Genomic DNA, 18,418 nt, shown 5'->3' on the forward strand with positions numbered 1-18,418 from the left:
CTAAGCGGCCTCTAGCACCTCACGGACAGCCGCCGTAACGCGTTTCTGTCCCGGGAAATAGGCCCATTCTTGCGCGTGTGGATAGGGCGTGTCCCATCCGGTGACCCGGCGGATCGGCGCTTCCAGATGGTAGAAGCAGCGTTCCTGCACTTGCGACATCAGTTCGGCGCCGAAGCCGGACGTTCGCGTTGCTTCGTGCAGGATGACGCAGCGTCCGGTTTTCTTCACACTGGTTTCGATGGCGTCGAGATCGAGCGGAACGAGGGATCGCAGGTCGAGAATGTCGGCCTTGATGCCGAGATTGGCCGCGACGGCTTCGGCGACCCAGACCATGGTGCCATAAGCGATGATCGTGACGTCCGGACCTTCGCTGACGTGACGGGCCTTGCCCAGCTCGACCGTATAATGGCCACTCGGAACATCGCCGAGTGCATGGCCTTTCCAAGATACGGACGGGCTTTCGTGGTCGCCATCGAACGGGCCGTTATAGAGTCGTTTGGGTTCGAGGAAGAGAACCGGATCATCGGATTCGATCGCCGCAATCAACAGCCCCTTGGCGTCATAGGGATTGGACGGGATGACCGTCTTCAGACCCGCAATATGAGTAAACAGGGCTTCCGGGGATTGGCTGTGGGTCGGTCCGCCGAAAATACCGCCGCCGACCGGTGTCCGGATGGTCAGCGGGCAGATGAAATCGCCATTGGATCTGTATCGCAGGCGCGCCGCTTCGGATGCAATCTGGTCATAGCCGGGATAGATATAGTCCGCGAACTGGATTTCCGCGACAGGGCGCAGGCCATTGGCCGCCATGCCGATGGCGATGCCGACAATGCCGCCTTCGCTGATTGGTGTATCGAAGCAACGGTGCAGGCCATGTTTTTCCTGCAGGCCCGCCGTGCACCGGAAGACACCGCCGAAATAACCGACATCTTCGCCGAAGGTCAGGACGCTCGCATCTTGGCTCATCTTGACATCCATCGCATCGCGAATGGCTTCGATCATGGACATGTGCGGCATTAGCCCAGCTCCTTCCGGAACATCTCTTTTTGTTCAAGCAACAGCTCGGGAGGATCGGCATAGACCTGTTCGAACATGGTGAAATCGTCGAGTTGCGGACCGTGTTCGACCGTGCCGAGGGCTTCAGCCTGCTTGTAGGTTTCGCGCACAAACAGCTTGGCCTCCTTCGCAAAGGCCTCATGCTGCTCATCGTCCCATTCGCCGATCTTGACCAGATGGGTTTTCAACCGCTCGACCGGATCGCCGAAGGGCCAGACTTCGCTCTCATTAGCGGGCCGGTATTTGCTGGGGTCGTCAGACGTTGAATGGCCTTCGGCACGGTAGGTGAAATGCTCGATGACGGTCGCGCCGCCGCCTTGGCGGGCGCGTTCTGCCGCCCATTGGGTGGCCGCATAGACGGCGAGAATGTCGTTACCGTCGACGCGCAAGGTTGCGAGGCCATAGCCCGTTCCGCGGGCGGCAAAGCTTTCCCCGTCGCCCATGGCGATGCCCTGAAAGCTGGAAATGGCCCATTGATTGTTCACCACATTGATAATGCAGGGGGCGCGGTAGGTCGACGCAAAATTCAGCGCATAATGGAAGTCGCCTTCTGCCGTTGCGCCTTCGCCTGTAAACGCCGACGCGATACCGTCTTCATTCTTATAGGCTTCGGCCATGCCCCAGCCGACCGCCTGAATCAGTTGTGTGCCGAGATTGCCGGAAATGGAGAAGAAGCCGTGCTTGCGGAAGCTGTAGAGCACCGGGATGTTCTTGCCTTGCAGCGGGTCGCCTGAATTGGACAGGCACTGGTTCATCATCTCCAGCATGGACGCCCCGCGCGCGATCAGAATGCCTTGCTGACGATAGGTGGGGAAGACCATGTCCTGATCGCTCAGCGCATAGGCGTGACCCACGGAGACGGCCTCTTCCCCGCGAGACTTCATGTAGAAGCTCATCTTGCCTTGGCGCTGCATCGCAAACATGCGGTCATCCATGGCGCGGGTCAGCATCATGTCCTTCAGCATCTTGCGCTTCACGTCAGGTGTCAGCCCGGGCACCCATTCGCCGGCCGTTTCACCGTTGAAACGCATGACCCGGATCAGCTTGAGCGCATGTTCGACCGTCTCGTGATCGTCGCACATCGGATCCGGACGGTGCGGCGTGTGGTCGGTCGGAACGCTGATATGGCTGTAATCCGGCGTGTCGCCGGGCCGGAACGGGGGTTCGGGCACATACATGCGGGACTGATTGGATTTCGGTGTTGCCATAGCGGATAAGCCCTGTGTCAATGAAACCCGGATGTGGGGGAAGGCGTTCCGGACGCCCAATCGCTGCTTCTATACGTCTGAACCGCATGAATGGCTTGGCGGCAATCGCTTGATCCTTGGCAAATTATGCCGGAATGCGCTAGAGGGATGGAAAAGTTAGCCGTGTGCAACCTGTCTCTCTTACGTGCCATGAGGTCGGATCATGAAATCCAGCAGCCAGATCGACAATATCGATGCCAAAATCCTGCATCTACTGCAAGGCAATGCCGGCCTGTCCGTCGCTGAAATCAGCGAGCAGGTCGGCCTGTCCTCCTCGCCATGCTGGCGCCGGATCAAGCGTATGGAAGAGCTGGGTATTATCGACCAGCGCGTGACGCTGCTCGACCGGCAATTGCTCGGCCTCGATTTCGAGGTTTTCGTCGCCGTGAAGCTGTCCCTGCCCAATCGCGCCAATATGGAAAAGTTCGAACGCGAAGTCGCGCGCATGCCCGAAGTGGTTCAGTGCGCCGTGGTCACGGGCGCGGTCGATTTCATGCTCCGGGTCGTCACGACCGACATGCATGCCTATGAAACATTTCTGCGCGAAACGTTGCTCAGCATCGACCTGATCAGTGACGTGCAGAGCCGGATCGTCCTCCGCCAGGCCAAGGACACGACCGCACTGCCGCTCAACCTCATCAGTCCGGCGGTGCCGCGTTATTGATGCCGGCGCCTCTTTAGTGGACCGCAAAGTTGATGTGCGTAATCAGCTCTTTCGAGTCGGTATCCTGCGGGGAATTGCCGTAGGTTTCGAAAGGGTGGTAGTTCTTTACGACCTTGATTTCCTTGGCGCGGATCAGGTTGTGCATGGCGGACCAGGCATTGCCGAGATGTTCATAAGGGCCGACATGTTCGAGCGTGTAGAGGCGCGTCGCGGCCTGTGATCCGGTGATGAAGTCCGCGGGCATATCGGCGGGTATATCCGAATAAGGGACGGCTGCCGTATAGTCGCAATGGCCCTTCATCGGATTGAAGTCATGATAGATGCAGAACATGGAGGCCGGATCGAGCCCATTCTGTGCTGCCCAAGGCCCAAGCCGTTCGAAATCCTGCTGCATCAGCTGCGGCATGTCGTCGAGCGTGCAAGCGCGCCGGATGCCGATATAATCGCATCCGGCATAATCACGTGGACCGAGAAAGTTCAGTCTCGAGTGAATTTCGCCGTCTTCGACATAGTCTTTCAGCAGGTTTAGCCCGCGCTCATAATCCATGCCGATGAACGACTCCATCATTCGCTTCATGAAGAACATGAAGAAGGGGAGCTGGCTGTCCATTGACCATGTGATCTTGGTGCCGCCCTCGACGTCTTCAAGGTCCATGCCGACCTTGGCGGTGGATTTGAACGGCTTAAGGAAGGTCAGATCATAGCGGGCTGAGCGGTTCGGCACCGTGTCCGTGATCCTCATGTCTCCTTCGCCGACACGCACTCCCTCCCAGCGGTAGGACTGACCGTCATCTGACACAGTCACGACGGCGTCCGGCTCCATGATCAGCCAGGGCGACCAGGCCTCCCACTGATCCATATTGGCGATGGCAGGATAGACCTGATTGGCGGGCGCGTTGATCAGCTTGGAGCGGGCGACGTGAACTTTGGGCATGGCGGTCCTCCTTAGGGGGAGAACTTTACTACTAGCGCAAAGCGTTTTCTAGATGCTTGAGAAATAGTGTCATCCTTGTGGCCTACCGCAGAGTAAGAGTTTTTTTGTTCGCATCGATATATCCAATTCTCTTGTAGAAAAACGTGATGCTAGACTTAGAGATAATATAGATGGAGTTCTTTGCACTCATACAATCATCACAGAAGAATCGACAGATTTGGTGTCTTGAAGACGAACTGCATATAGAATCGAGGTGCCAAACCCTGCGGACTGCTACGCGCCCTTCAATTTCTGCAACTCATCCCGCAATCGCGCGGCTTCCTCAAACTCCAGATTCTCTGCGGCTTCGAACATGCGCTTCTCCAGGTCGGCGGCGACGGCTTGCATGTTGCCGCCCATGAAGGGTTCCTGACCTTCGGCCATTTCGAGGGCGCGGCGTTCGGCTTTGCCGCTCTTGCCGATGCGCTTCCTGCCGGAAGGCGTGTAGCTGTCGCGTTCGTCCTTGATCTTCTGGGCGGATTCGCTGTCGCCGACCATATCGGCAACACCGCGCAGGACGGTCTGGGGGATGATGCCATGTTCTTCATTATAGGCGATCTGGCGAGCGCGCCGACGCTCGGTCTCGTCCATGGCGCGTTTCATTGAGCCCGTAATCTTGTCGGCATAAAGCACGACGCTGGCTTCGCTGTTGCGAGCAGCACGGCCAATCGTCTGGATCATCGAGGTTTCTGACCGCAGGAAGCCTTCCTTGTCAGCGTCGAGAATGCCGACAAAGGCACATTCGGGAATATCCAGTCCTTCGCGCAACAGGTTGATCCCGATCAGCACATCGAACGTGCCGAGCCGCAGATCGCGGATAATTTCGATCCGCTCCAGCGTGTCGACGTCCGAATGCATGTAGCGCACGCGAATGCCTTGATCCGACATATATTCCGTTAGGTCTTCGGCCATTTTCTTGGTCAGTGTCGTGACCAGAGAGCGGAAACCCTTGGCGGTGGTCTTACGGACTTCATCGACCACATCATCGACCTGATTGTGATGCTCGCCGCTAACGGGCCGCACCTCGACCGGAGGATCGATCAGACCGGTCGGGCGGATGACCTGCTCTACGAACACGCCGCCCGTACGTTCCATTTCCCAATCGGCGGGAGTGGCGGATACATGAACCGTCTGCGGTCGCATCGCGTCCCATTCCTCGAACTTGAGCGGCCGATTGTCGATGCAGGACGGCAGACGGAAGCCATGCTCGGCCAGTGTCGATTTGCGGTTGAAGTCGCCCCGGCTCATCCCGCCGATCTGCGGCACGGAGACATGGGACTCGTCCATGAAGAGAAGCGCATTTTCGGGCAGATATTCGAACAGGGTGGGCGGAGGCTCGCCCGGCGCGCGCCCAGTCAGGTAGCGCGAATAGTTCTCGATCCCGTTGCAGAAACCGGAGGCCGCCATCATTTCCAGATCGAACTCGGTGCGCTGCTGCAGACGCTGAGCCTCCAGCAATTTGCCTTCGGATTCGAACAGTTTGAGCGTCTTGTCGAGCTCTGCCTTGATGCCCTTCATCGCGCTCTGCACTGTCGGACGCGGTGTCACATAGTGGCTATTGGCATAGACACGGACCGTATCGAGCGACCGTCCGGTTTTTCCCGTCAGTGGGTCGAACTCGGTGATGCTGTCGATCTCGTCACCAAAAAAGTCGAAGCGCCAGGCTGTATCATCATAGTGAGCGGGGAACAGCTCGATCGTGTCGCCGCGCACGCGGAAACTGCCGCGCGCAAAAGCCAGATCGTTGCGCTGATATTGCAGGCCGACCAGCTGCGCCATCAGCTCGCGCGGATCGATCGCCTGTCCACGCGCCAGATCGATCGTCATGGCGGTATAGGTTTCGACCGAACCGATGCCGTAAATGCAGGAAACCGAGGCGACGATGATGACGTCATCGCGTTCGAGGATCGCCCGGGTCGCGGCGTGGCGCATCCGGTCTATTTGCTCATTGACGCTACTATCCTTCTCGATGAACGTGTCCGTCCGGGGCACATAGGCTTCAGGCTGGTAATAATCGTAATAGCTGACGAAATATTCGACCGCATTGTCCGGGAAGAAGCTTCTGAACTCGGAATAGAGCTGTGCGGCGAGCGTCTTGTTCGGCGCCATGATCAAAGCGGGGCGCTGCGTCTGCTCGATGATCTTCGCCATGGTGAAAGTCTTGCCGGAGCCCGTGACGCCCAGCAGAACCTGATCGCGTTCACGCTCCGAAATGCCGCCGACCAGTTCCTTGATCGCCTTGGGCTGATCGCCCTTCGGCTCGAATGGTGACACCAGACGGAAAGTCTGACCGCCTTCCGATTTGGAGGGGCGGTCCGGTCGGTGCGGCGTCCACAGGGCCGGGGCCTCGTGAACAGATATTTCGGCAGTGTCTGGCATGGGGGCTAGATAGGGGAACGGACCGGGAACGCCAAGGGGTGGCCTGTCGCGCGAATGTGTTTGCAGGCTGCGTTTGCGACAAATTGCCCGAATTCCGTCACGCTTAGTATTCCCGTAACCCCCCGTCGTCATGAGGCAGATCGAGTAACCTTCGCCCGCCTCTGTCAGTCAACAGTGATCTCTGCATGAAAAGTGATTCCACAGATCGTCTGTCCAACCTCTGGTCAGAACGCTCCCTCGTGGTGAAATATTCGGCCATCGTTTCGGGGCTGGTCGTCAGTTGTGTCGCCCTATTGGGGATGTTCTACTACGCGCAGTTTCGCGAAGTTGTCGCGACGACAGACACGACAACCCGGTCCATCGTCGATGAAGCCCTGCAGGAGTCCGAGATCGGGCGCGGCTACGGTCTTGCGGCTGCGGCGCAACGTATATTCGCGCAGCCGTTTCGTGACGGCGATCTATCGCTGCTGGCCGAGCGCATGGAGGGATTGGCGACACGTCAGCGGATGGGACTTTTGCGCGTATCCGATCTCTCCGGAGAGGTGATTTACGAAACGGGCTCGAATGCCATGGCGGCGCGCGCGCTGCGCGACGGCGTCGACGGAACCTTGCGTGTCCGGATCGATGATGGCTTGCTGATCGGGAGCGGCCCTCTCACCTACAATGACGTGCCGATTGGCTATTATGTTTTCACGCGGCAAATGTATGAAGCCAATGCGGCGACGGGCAAGATCGACACGGCACTCGACCAGGCTCTGCATGACAATCAGCGGCGCATCCTCAGTGCCATTCTGCTTGCGGGTTTACTGGCCATGGCGGGCGGAATATTCGCCGCGACACGCATTGCCCGCCGTATGAGCCTTCCGGTGCGGCAACTGGCGGAAGCCGCCACCCACATCAGTCGCGAAGATTTCGGTCATGAGCTCGCCGTGCGGCATAATGATGAAATCGGCGACCTGTTCACGGCCTTCAACGATATGAGCCGCAATCTCGCACGCGGGCGTGACGCGCAACGTGCCGCCAACCTGAGCCAGATCGCCCGCATCGAAGCCGAACAGGCGAGCGAAGCCAAGACAGAGTTCCTCGCCAATATGAGCCACGAGATAAGGACACCGATGAATGGCGTTCTGGGAATGGCGCAGCTCCTGTCGTCAGGTCCGCTCACTGCGGCGCAAAAACAGCAGGTCGATGTGATCTTGCGCTCTGGTGATGCCTTGCTGACGGTCATCAACGATATTCTCGATTTTTCGAAAATCCAGTCTGGCCAACTCCGGATCGAGGCGGTGCCGTTCGATCTGCGCGCTACAGTCGAAGATGTGATGTCCCTGCTAGGCCACACGGCGCGGGAGAAGCGACTGGAACTGGTTGGCGACATGCCGATCGACGTGCCGCACCACCTCATTGGTGACGAAGGGCGGATCCGCCAGATCCTAATCAACATCATCGGCAATGCGCTGAAGTTTACGGAAGCCGGATATGTGCGTCTGTCCGTGCGCGCCGCAGCGACGGATCTTCCTGGCTATCAGCGGTTGGAGTTCGAGATCAAGGATACCGGTATCGGCATTGCCGCCGACAAACTCGACCGTATCTTCAATCAATTCGAGCAGGCCGACAATACGACCACGCGCCGCTTTGGCGGAACGGGTCTCGGCCTTTCCATCAGCCAGCAATTGGCCGAAGCGATGGGCGGCCGGATCAGCGTGTCGTCTGTGCTGGGTCAGGGGTCGGTCTTTCTTTTCCATGTGGATGCGCAAAGTTCAGGCGAGACGACGCCGAGCGTCAGTGAACCGACGGATCGACTGCCGCAGAAGACGCCTGTACTCGTCGTCGATGATCTACCGATCAACCGGGACATCATCGCTCAGCAGTTGCGACGCTTCGGGGCCTCGCCCGTCTGCGTGCCGGATGCGGCAACGGCGTTACGCGTTATGGAACAGGCGCGTGCCGCGCACGGTTTCCGGTTCCCTCTGGTCGTTGCCGATCATCTCATGCCGGGCATGGACGGCCTTGATCTCGTCCAGACCGTGCGGGCGACGACAGGGATTTCCGAGACACCTTTCATCATTCTGACATCAGCCAATGCCGAAGAGGTCACGCCCGACTTCGAGGCACATGGCGTGGCGGACATTATCGAAAAACCCTATCCGACCCGCCGTCTGACCGACGTGATCTTCAGGCACCTGGCCGAAATTCGTCTCCACGAGTTGAAAGACATCATGGCTCAGGCCCGCCGGGAAGCGCCACAGGAGACGATAAACTCGACGGCGTTGGCGGGACAAGGGCCGTCAGGGAAAACACAGTCAGAGTTGACACAGGATCGTCCCCAGCTGCGGGTACTGGCGGCTGATGATGATGAGATCAATCGCATGGTGCTCTCCAGTATGCTTGATCCGTTGGATCTGGAGCTGACCTTGGTGGAGAACGGTCAGGAGGCCGTCGCGGCTTGTCAACAACAGGCCTACGACCTCATTCTGATGGATGTCTCCATGCCGGTTATGAACGGCCCTGACGCGGTCAGTCATATTCGCGCGCTTGAGCGCAGGGCCGGGCGTTCGCCCTGTGCGATTATCGCGGTGACAGCCCACGTCATGGAGCAGGACCGGCAACGTTTTCTTGCCGCCGGAATGCAGGACTATCTGTCAAAACCGATCGTGAAGACGGACCTGCACCATGCCGTGGCGCATTGGGGCGGCCGGATGGTCGAGGTCGCAGCCTGAACGGAAGAGCCAAGCCATGATGTGACTTGGAGATGGTGCTGGACAGGGCGTTGGTCCAGACCTAGCCTTCATCAATGATACAGAAGCGGAGCAGGGGACCCATCATGGCCAAGTCGACGCGACGTCCGCAGCAATTCTACGCCATCGTGATGTGGGTCCTGTCCGTCATTTTTGCGGGCTTTCTAATCGGCCTTGGCAGCCTGATCATCCGCGATATTCCGCGCGTCGATCAACCGGTCCTGATCGAACAGTTCGTCGATGCGAACAGGATCGAAACCCTGCGCGAAAGCGAAACCCTGCTGGAAAGTCAGACCCTGTCCCTGCGCCGACGCGTCGAGGATGCAGTCAATGCACAGAGCGCCGCGACTGCGGATTACCGCGCCGCGCGGGCCAGTTTCGACAACTGGATCGCGACCCGGACGGCAACCCAGGCCGATGCGACCAATCCGGAGGTTCTGGTGCGGACACGCGAACTGGAAGGGCTGACAGATCAGATCCGACAAGCCGACAACGCCGTCGAACAGGCGCAGCAGGTCCTGCGCGATCAGCAAAGAGTGCTAGCAGATACGCGCGACGCCATGGTGCAGCTTCGGGCTGATGCGGATCCGGACTATCGGCGTGCCAGACGAGCGCAGGAATTCCGTGTGTTCGCCTTCCGCCTGGCATTGACGCTGCCTTTGCTTCTGCTGTCCGGCTGGATGCTCGCGAAAAAGCGACGGAGTCCCTATTGGCCGCTCTATCGCGGTTTCGTTCTGTTTTCGCTCTTTGCCTTTTTCGTCGAGCTCGTGCCCTATCTGCCGTCCTATGGCGGCTATGTCCGCTATACGGTGGGTATCCTGACGGTCATAATATCCGGGTATTTCCTGATCAAGCAAATGCGTCGCTACCTCGCTCGCAAACAGGCCGAGGAAGCCCGTTCAGAGGTCGAACGCCGCCAGTCCATCGATTATGAAACCGCGCTGAAGAAAATTGCCGCCAAGACCTGCCCAGGCTGCGACCGGTCCATCGTCAACCGCGATGGGGTTCATTCCGATTACTGCGTCCATTGCGGGATTCACCTGCAGAAGGAATGTGAAAGCTGTGGCACGCGCAATGTCACATTCTACCGCTATTGCCTCAGCTGCGGCACACCGAATGCGGAAACGCCAGGCGTGCAATCACAAAGCGCCTAAACCGAGTCGCAAGCTTGCTCTTGCGTGAAAGCTTTGCCATTGGCGCGGGACTCTCAATCGAACCGATACCGACCTGATGCTCACCCTAACTTTCCCCGATGGCGCCTCCCGCGAATATGATGCGGGCGTAACAGCACTCGAGGTCGCCAAATCGATCTCTTCCGGACTGGCCAAGAAGGTGCTGGCCGTGAAGCTCGATGGCGAGCTGCAGGATGCCACGCGCCCAATTGAGGGTGACGCGCGGATCGAACTGATCACGGCCAAGGACCCGGAAGGGCTAGAGCTGATCCGTCACGATGCCGCGCATGTGCTGGCTGAAGCCGTGCAAGAGCTGTTTCCGGGAACGCAGGTCACGATCGGGCCTGTCATCGAAAACGGATTCTATTACGATTTTCATCGCGACGCGCCCTTTTCCGAAGATGACTTCGCCGCCATCGAAAAGAAGATGACGCACATCATCAACCGCAATGACAAGTTCGAGCGGCAGGTAATGGATCGCAATGAGGCGATTGCCCTGTTTCGGGGTATGGGCGAGTCCTTCAAGGCGGAGCTTATCGAAGACCTGCCCGAAGACGAGACCATTACTGTCTATAAGCAGGGCAAATGGTTCGATCTCTGCCGCGGCCCGCATCTGCCAAGCACTGGCAAGATCGGCAAGGCTTTCAAGCTGATGAAGGTCGCCGGGGCCTATTGGCGCGGCGATAGCAATAATCCGCAGCTGCAGCGCATCTACGGCACGGCGTGGGCCAGCCAGGAAGATCTCGATGCGCATCTGAAACAGATCGAGGAAGCGGAAGCCCGCGACCATCGTCGCCTGGGCCGTCAGCTGGAATTATTCCACTTTCAGGAAGAAGCGCAGGGACAGGCTTTCTGGCATCCGAACGGTTGGACGCTCTATACGGTGCTGCGCTCCTATATGGCGCGCCGCCAAAAGGAGTATGGCTACCAGGAGATTAAGACGCCGCAAATGATGGACCGGAAGTTCTGGGAGAAGTCAGGTCACTGGGACAAATATCGCGAGAATATGTTCGTCGCCGAGATCGCCGATGAGGATAAGGTCCTGGCTTTCAAGCCGATGAATTGCCCGTGCCACATTCAGGTTTTCAATCAGGGCATGAAATCCTATCGCGACCTGCCGCTGCGCTATGCCGAGTTCGGCTCCTGCCATCGCTACGAGCCGTCCGGCGCGCTGCATGGCTTGATGCGCGTGCGCGGCTTCGTGCAGGATGACGGACATATTTTCTGCACGCTGGATCAGGTCACGGATGAAGTGAGCGCCTTCACGGAGATGCTGAAAAGCGTCTATGCCGATCTCGGCTTTGACGATGTCAAAGTGAATTTCTCGACGCGCCCTGAAACACGTGTCGGATCCGACGATTACTGGGACAAGGCGGAAGAGGCGCTGGAAGCTGCCGCGAAGGCATCGGGTCTTGAAATCGTGCTGAATGAAGGGGACGGCGCATTTTACGGGCCAAAACTGGATTTCGTGCTGCGCGATGCGATCGGCCGCGAATGGCAGGCAGGCACGATTCAGCTCGATCCCAACACGCCCGAACGCCTGGATGCGTCCTATATTGGCGCGGATGACCAGAAACACGCGCCGCTCATGTTGCACCGCGCCGTCCTGGGCAGTTTCGAGCGCTTCCTCGGCATCCTAATCGAGAATTATGCGGGCAAGTTCCCGCTCTGGCTGTCACCGGTCCAGATCGTCGTTGCGACGATCACCTCCGATGCTGACGGTTACGCCGAAGATGTCGTCGAAAAGCTGCGGGCTGCCGGTCTGCGGGCCGAGGTCGATACGCGCAACGAGAAGATCAACTACAAGATCCGTGAGCTTTCTGCCGACAGGAAGATCCCCGTGATTGCCGTCGTTGGTCGCCGCGAAGCAGAAGAAGGCAAGCTTGCCCTGCGCCGACTGGGCAGTCAGGGCCAGGAAATCGTCACGCTGGACGAGGCGATCGCCACCCTGACCGAAGAGGCCACGCCGCCTGATCTGAAGCGCCGCGCTGCGGACGCCTAAGCTTCGGCATGTTGGCCAGCCTGACCAACCGCGCGGCAACCGTCTGGCTGCTGTTCTGGATCAGCTTTTTCGCCGTCTATATCCATATGGGCGGGCTGGCCTTTTCCGGGCTGGTCATCCTTCTGGGCGCAGCCGGATGGCTGGTCTGGGCTGTTAATTACCGCAATGTTGGCTGGCCGTCCAAAGACTTAGCACTCGCTCTGATGGCGTTTCTGGCCTTCTTCGTCTGGTTGGCCATTAGCGGCTCTTGGAGCGGCTACGGATCTGGCACGGCCATCCGTCTGGGCGGTCAGATCGTGATGATGATGGCGCTCCCCGTCTTGCTGCTAACGCGCAGTCCGGCCATACGCGAGTTCGTCTCCCATATTATCATGGCGATGGCGCTGGGTGGGGTCGCGGTTCTCGCGCTCGATGTGGCGTCGGGCTATGGCATCAACACATTTCTCGATCCCGTCGGTCCGGGTCAGGACCTGAACATGCGTCAGGGCGATGCGGAGAAGAATATCGGGCGCGGTCATGTCGTCTATGCGATCTTCACGCCGCTTCTGCTGGGCCTGTTTGCAACCCGTCTGCCGCGAAAGCCGGCCCTTGCTGCAGCCATCGGCCTGCTGGCGCTGCTGTTTGTCGGAACGATGCTAAACCGTTTAGCTGTGGCCCCGCTAATCGTGATCGGCGCCTTGCTGTTAGTGGCTATCGGCTGGCGGTCGCCGCGCTGGGGCGTGCGGCTATCGCTTGGGACCGCCGTCGCCTCGGTGTTGCTCGCCCCGCTTGTCGGCGTTTTCGCGCGTCTGGCCGGGGAAGGCGTTATGGCTCGCGTGCCCATGTCATGGGATCACCGTTTGCGTATGTGGGATTACAGTCTCAGCCGTATCGCCGAAGCGCCTCTGTTCGGGCAGGGGCTGGATGCGTCGCGGACCATGCAGGAAGGGTTCACGACTCGGATCGGCGTCGACATTCCGTTCGTGTCGCTGCATCCGCATAATCTCGGCTTGCAGACATGGATGGAAGCCGGCGCAGTTGGCGCGGTGCTGCTCTCCATAGCCTTGGCGGCTCTCTACCGACCGCTGCGACGGCTGTCGGGCGGCAGCCGCTGGCGCGCCGCCGCTCTGTCCGGGACTGTGATGGGCGCAGCGATTGCCAGCGCGATCACGGTCGGGGCTTGGCAATATTGGTGGTGGGGACTTATCGGTCTGGCTGCAATGCTGGTCGTGCTGATCCCTGAAGATGCATATGATACTCCGCACGCATGAGATGCGCCGGATGACAGGAAAATTCAGTTGAAAGGCGTTCTGCCTTTGGCCAGAGCCTGCCGCCAGTGACTCGTACGACACATTCCGACAGGCCCGGCAAGGACGGCCGCATAAGCGCCGTCATGGTGTCCTACATGACGGGGCCTGCGCTGATGGAGGCCGTGCGCGGCATTCAGCGCGATCCGGGCATTTTCGAACTGATTATCATCGATAATGGCAATCCGCGCATAGACCGGGCCCGCATATGGGAGGTGGCGTCTCGAACGGAGAATGTCCGGCTGGTGCAGGGTCACGGCAATATCGGCTTTGCCGCCGCCTGCAATTACGGTGCAGCCCTGGCCGATGGCGACTATCTGTTGTTCATCAACCCTGATGCCATTCTGGAAAGCGGAGCCGCCCGGCAAATGGCGCGCGCGGGCGATCTTCACACCCGTCCCTGGATAACCGGCGGAATGCTGTTCAATGCGGCGGGCCGCGAACAGCGCGGCGGACGGCGCGGCGTTCTGAGCATGCGCTCGGCCATTGCCAGCTTTACGCCGCTGCACCGTCTGCCGGGCATCGCCTCCATTCACCGCGAAAACGAACCGTTGCCAAGCGGACCAGCGCTGATCCCGACCGTATCAGGGGCACTGATGCTGATGGATCGTCAATCCTTCGACCAGCTTGGCGGTTTTGATGAAGCCTATTTCCTGCATGTCGAAGATATCGAGATCTGCCGTCGTGCCCGCGATATGGGCGGCGATGTCATCTTCGTGCCCGGTGCCTGCGCCTTTCATTATGGATCGACTTCGGAAGTCACGCGCTGGCGCGTCGAAATGCACAAGCTGCGCGGTCTGATCCGCTATTTCTGGACTTCCGGACCTGGCTTCGGTGCCAAGCTCGGGACGATCCTGATCGCGCCGCTCATGGCGGCGGCGCTGATGGCGCGGACCGTGTGGTTGAGCCTCAGGAAAGCCGTCACCGGTCGCTGATCAGCCGCCGGACGAACCTTCGATCCAACTGCTGGGTTCGGGGATGACGCGTCCGCGTTCATCCGTCAGTTTAAAAGTTATTTTGACGTTCTCGTCGCGGCTCTGAACGAACTTCCCGCCTTGGCGCGCGGGTTGATAGACCCATTTACGCAAGGATTGCTTGGCGTTTCTGTCAAAGACGCGCTCCGTGCATCCGACCGTGTCGATCGTGGTGACCTGTCCCCAAGCGCTGACGCTCAGATTATATATGCAGTGACCGCTGGCATCGGCGCGTCTTGGCAATATGGGTGGAATACGGACCACAGGCACGGCCTCGCTATCCCGGGTTTCGATATTCAGCCCATCGACAAGGAATGCGATCTGATTGCTGGTCAGTTTCGGAACAGCACCCATATAGTCCAGACCCGGTATGGTGGCCCCCGGTTTGCGTAGCAGTGCTGCCAGATCAGCTCCCGGATCCGGCCGTGACAGGTTGGCGGACTCGAAGGCGACTTTGAACTCATCCAGATCACGCTGCAACGACGCGTCTAACACGGCGTCCGGGACGTTATATTCTGTAAATTGCCCCGATTCAGGAACGTAGCTGCCATCCGGGTCGCTCATGCGGAACACGATACGATTCTCGATACCGGGCCGTTCCACGATTTTTCCATTCTCGACGCGGGGCTGGTAAAACCAAGTGTTAATCGCCGCACGGGACGGATTGAGAAAAACCGACTCTGTGCATCCGGTTGCAACGATGTCGCGGGTGTGACCCTGCTGATCGACCGTAAACCGCATGTTGCAATAACCGCTATACTGCGCTTCCCCGGGCGCGATCGGGCCGTTGCGCAGACAGGGTGCGGCATCAACATTTTCGGGCGCACTTTTCACGAACTCACGGGCACAATCATTGGCTTTCGCTGAGTCAGCTTGATTGAAGGCCGTCTTTCCGGATGGAATCGCGTAGACGAAATTGCTCACGAGCGAGAGCCTCTCCTTGCGGGCCTGTTCCGCCAGTCGGGCCGCCTCGGCAGCAGCGGCAGCCTTGGCCTCTGCGGCACGTTTCAACCGGGCCGCCTCGGCCTCGGCAGCACGCTTCAATCGGTCTGCTTCGGCCCGCGCGGCAGCTTCGGCGGCTTCCTTATCGTCGATGCGCTTCTGAAATTCTTCGGCGCTAACGAGCGTATAGGTCGACGTCCCCTTATTGCCTTTCCGACCGGATGATCCGCTGCGGCCCTTATAGCCGTCGGGACCGCGATAGGCCCGTCTGCTACCGGCATCCTGACCGTCGCGCCCGCCGTCACCCGCACTTCCCGCTGATCCGCCAGAGCCAGCGGCACCGCCATTGACGTTGGAATTGAGATTTTTAAGGAATGTATCCTTGAAGGCGACACTCCCGACAACCTCGATCCTGACGGCTCCGCCATCACCGCCATTGCCGCCGCGACCGCCATCACCGCCGTCACCACCGGGTCCCCCATCGCCACCGATCGAACTGTGCCGGTCTGCGTAGGACCCATTGGCACCTTGGCCGCCTGTGCCGCCCTTGCCACCGCGACCCCCACTGCCACCGTCACCGCCCGTCGCATCGATCTGCAGCGTATTGGCAAAGTCCCAATAGCCACTGGCAAGAACTTCGCGGCTGTCATAGTCGAGAACTTCGATAAAGCCGAGCGGGGCCGTATATTCCATCGGCACTTCGCGAACACGAATGCGGACCCGCCCGCCATTTCGCCCGTTACTGCCTGATGATGCGTCTGACCCGTTGCCGCCCTTGGTGCCGTCGCCATTATGGGCGCGAATGTTGAGAGAATTGGGAATGCCCGGGATTGGATAGACCGCTCGAGTTACGCGCCCGCCAGCGCCCGCCCGGCCCTGACTTCCACTCTGACCCGGCGACCCATCAGAGCCGGGTTTCCTGAGACGCGAGGTCGCGTTGAAGGGCTGCGACCGCAAGAATTCGGCTTTGCGGGCGTTTTCGGCCACGATGAAAGGGGCCTGAATGGCCGCTTCCAGACGGGCGGCTTCGTCGGCGCGCTTGCGTTCGCGTTCCGCTTCGATCTTGGCATCGATATCCAGCAAGATCTTGTCGATCGGCATCTTGTCCGCATCGCTCGGTCCAGACGCATAGAACTCGTCGATGACCGCCAGGGCGCGTTCATAATTTTCCATCCGGTACAGCGCGCGCGCTTCCAGACTCAACAGACGGGCACCCGTCTCGCCGCTGATCTCCTCAGCCTTGGCGAGGGCTGTCAGGGTTTCGGAATAATTGCCCGATTTGAACGCGGCCTGTGCGGACGCGAAATGTGCGCGAGCCTTGGCCAGGTCGACATTCGACAGTTGCGCCGCCGCCGGCATGGCCAGTCCGGTGGCAATCATCAATGCGATTGCTGCGATGGAACGGCCCGATTTCAAGGGTGATTTATATGGCATGAGGATCCCCTAATTGACATCGTATCCGCGACTTTGGAGGCGGGAGGAATAGCTGGATGCCTTGGCACCGCAGGCTTCCATCAGGCGCCGTTCGCGCGCACCGTCATTCCGGTCGCGACAGCCTTCAGGCGGGCATGACCGGATCACCAATTTGGCGCTGCTACTATATTTGACAGTGGCCGTTTTGGTCGGTGGTAGAACCCAGCCGCCAGTCGAATCGACAAAGCCCACTTCTTCCATCGTCACATCGATGGAATAGCTCCTGAATGCGGTCCCTTCGCAATCCGGAACATTTCCGTCGGCAGCGACCGATTTGACGACGTGGGCCATGCCGTCCTCGTAGCTTTTTATCTCCCACGGTCCGTAAGGGATCAGAATGTCGCCCAGGCTGTTGATGACGCCAACGTCATTGTAGCCGCGTTTATGGATTTCAAAATCGGCCACCCCGCCGGAATCCCATATCCCGCCACCAGACGGTTCTGCGCTTGCGACAGCTTTGACAGGCTCGGAGTCCCAGACACCGGCCCGCGCCACCTTAACGTCCCTGTCCCCCGAGGCGCCATTGGCGTCCGACGTTCCGGATTGCGGTGCTGCCGCATTATCTTCTGAGTCCCAGATGCCGTTTGATGCCGCATTTTCAGAGCTGGCCTCAGCTTGGTCCGGTGCGTTGGCTTCGAAATTGTCAGATGGCTGGTCGTCAACCTCGTCAGCCTCGTCGGTTTCGTTGCGTCGTTCCAGTTCGTCATGAATCATCTGGATCGTCGCCTCGGGCCATTCGACCTTTTCGATCGTCAGATCCGATAGCATGATCGTCTTGGCCCCTCTCATCGTGTTCTGCGCTCTGTTATCGGCGTCTTCGCCTGTGTAGATGCTGCCCCAGTCGATGAATTCCCGATAGCGACGCGGGCTGGACGGGATAAAGTTGCTACTGCGACGTCCGGCAGGCAGGATTTGCAGATGCGGTGTGTAGCGGACATATTTTGTCCCGCTGGCCCCCGTCGCCTTCCCATTGAACTGACCATAATGGTTCGGCTGCCTCAATTGTCCTTCATCATCCGGAAAGACGTCGACTTTCATGCTGAGGACCAGATCGATCGGCTTGATATCATCAAACCGTTTCAGGAGATCGGGATGACCGGCCAGAGCGTCGCGTCGCAGCGTTTCTCCGTTGTCGAGATAATATAAACCGGGGCTGGTCCACAGCAGGGTGTAGGACTCGACTGCCTGACCCATCAGACCAGTCCACTTCAAACCCAGCTCGATGCGTTCGAATGTCTCGTGAATGGGATAATTCCACAATTCCAGAGCGATGCCGCCCTTGAAGACGCCGTCGGGCGTCCGCTCCATGGTGACGCCCTGCGTGGAGTAGCGATCCTTATCCTGCGCGCTGGTCGGTGTCGCAAAGGCGGCCAGCAGTAAACAGGCGAGAAGACAGATTAGGATTGAAGCGCGCCAGAGGTGAGCCGGAAAATATCCGTCTGGTCTCACTATCTTTACCCCCCTCAATTGCTGAGACCGTCCCCTGACGCGGTATCAGCCCATTCTCTCTGGCAT

General features: G+C 59.1%; 12 protein-coding genes. 6 read left to right on the top strand and 6 right to left on the bottom strand.

Annotated features, from left to right (window positions below; genetic code table 11):
* Both AB6B39_RS06030 and AB6B39_RS06035 read right to left on the bottom strand, forming a co-directional pair.
* On the bottom strand, positions 1-1,017 hold the full coding sequence (locus AB6B39_RS06030) for an alpha-ketoacid dehydrogenase subunit beta (protein ID WP_284369687.1): 1,017 nt from the start codon (positions 1,015-1,017) through the stop codon (positions 1-3).
* The gene (locus AB6B39_RS06035; protein ID WP_284369684.1) at positions 1,017-2,264 is read right to left on the bottom strand and encodes a thiamine pyrophosphate-dependent enzyme; all 1,248 of its coding nucleotides are present in this window, start codon (positions 2,262-2,264) and stop codon (positions 1,017-1,019) included. The genes AB6B39_RS06030 and AB6B39_RS06035 overlap by 1 nt, the downstream gene beginning before the upstream one ends.
* A 202-nt stretch (positions 2,265-2,466) precedes the next feature.
* On the opposite strand from AB6B39_RS06035, the gene AB6B39_RS06040 reads away from it, so the two are divergent.
* Positions 2,467-2,967 carry an Lrp/AsnC family transcriptional regulator gene (locus AB6B39_RS06040; protein ID WP_284369682.1) on the top strand — a complete coding sequence of 167 codons (501 nt, stop codon included), beginning with the start codon at positions 2,467-2,469 and terminating at the stop codon, positions 2,965-2,967.
* 13 nt (positions 2,968-2,980) lie between these two features.
* Here the strand turns inward: AB6B39_RS06040 and AB6B39_RS06045 are convergent, their stop codons facing one another.
* Positions 2,981-3,901, bottom strand: a complete 921-nt coding sequence (locus tag AB6B39_RS06045; protein ID WP_284369681.1) for an SRPBCC family protein — start codon at positions 3,899-3,901, stop codon at positions 2,981-2,983.
* A gap of 273 nt (positions 3,902-4,174) precedes the next feature.
* Entirely contained in the window at positions 4,175-6,319 is a 2,145-nt protein-coding gene (gene uvrB, locus AB6B39_RS06050; RefSeq protein ID WP_284369680.1) for an excinuclease ABC subunit UvrB, read from the bottom strand.
* Between the two features lie 185 nt (positions 6,320-6,504).
* On the opposite strand from uvrB, the gene AB6B39_RS06055 reads away from it, so the two are divergent.
* The 5 genes from AB6B39_RS06055 to AB6B39_RS06075 all read left to right on the top strand — a co-directional run bounded on the left by AB6B39_RS06055 (position 6,505) and on the right by AB6B39_RS06075 (position 14,449).
* Positions 6,505-9,036 carry a response regulator gene (locus AB6B39_RS06055; protein WP_284369679.1) on the top strand — a complete coding sequence of 844 codons (2,532 nt, stop codon included), beginning with the start codon at positions 6,505-6,507 and terminating at the stop codon, positions 9,034-9,036.
* 104 nt (positions 9,037-9,140) lie between these two features.
* Positions 9,141-10,208 carry a hypothetical protein gene (locus tag AB6B39_RS06060; protein WP_284369678.1) on the top strand — a complete coding sequence of 356 codons (1,068 nt, stop codon included), beginning with the start codon at positions 9,141-9,143 and terminating at the stop codon, positions 10,206-10,208.
* Between the two features lie 76 nt (positions 10,209-10,284).
* Positions 10,285-12,228, top strand: a complete 1,944-nt coding sequence (thrS, locus tag AB6B39_RS06065; RefSeq protein ID WP_284369677.1) for a threonine--tRNA ligase — start codon at positions 10,285-10,287, stop codon at positions 12,226-12,228.
* Positions 12,229-12,236: 8 nt separating this feature from the next.
* Entirely contained in the window at positions 12,237-13,478 is a 1,242-nt protein-coding gene (locus tag AB6B39_RS06070; RefSeq protein ID WP_284369675.1) for an O-antigen ligase family protein, read from the top strand.
* A 65-nt stretch (positions 13,479-13,543) separates the two neighbouring features.
* Complete coding sequence (locus tag AB6B39_RS06075) at positions 13,544-14,449, top strand: glycosyltransferase family 2 protein (protein ID WP_284369673.1); 906 nt, start codon at positions 13,544-13,546, stop codon at positions 14,447-14,449.
* Here the strand turns inward: AB6B39_RS06075 and AB6B39_RS06080 are convergent, their stop codons facing one another.
* Entirely contained in the window at positions 14,450-16,864 is a 2,415-nt protein-coding gene (locus tag AB6B39_RS06080; protein ID WP_284369671.1) for an energy transducer TonB, read from the bottom strand.
* Positions 16,865-16,873: 9 nt separating this feature from the next.
* On the bottom strand, positions 16,874-18,352 hold the full coding sequence (locus tag AB6B39_RS06085; RefSeq protein ID WP_284369669.1) for a hypothetical protein: 1,479 nt from the start codon (positions 18,350-18,352) through the stop codon (positions 16,874-16,876).
* Positions 18,353-18,418: the final 66 nt, after the last annotated feature.

Origin of the sequence: Algimonas porphyrae (assembly GCF_041429795.1) — a bacterium.
GTDB lineage: Bacteria > Pseudomonadota > Alphaproteobacteria > Caulobacterales > Maricaulaceae > Litorimonas > Litorimonas porphyrae.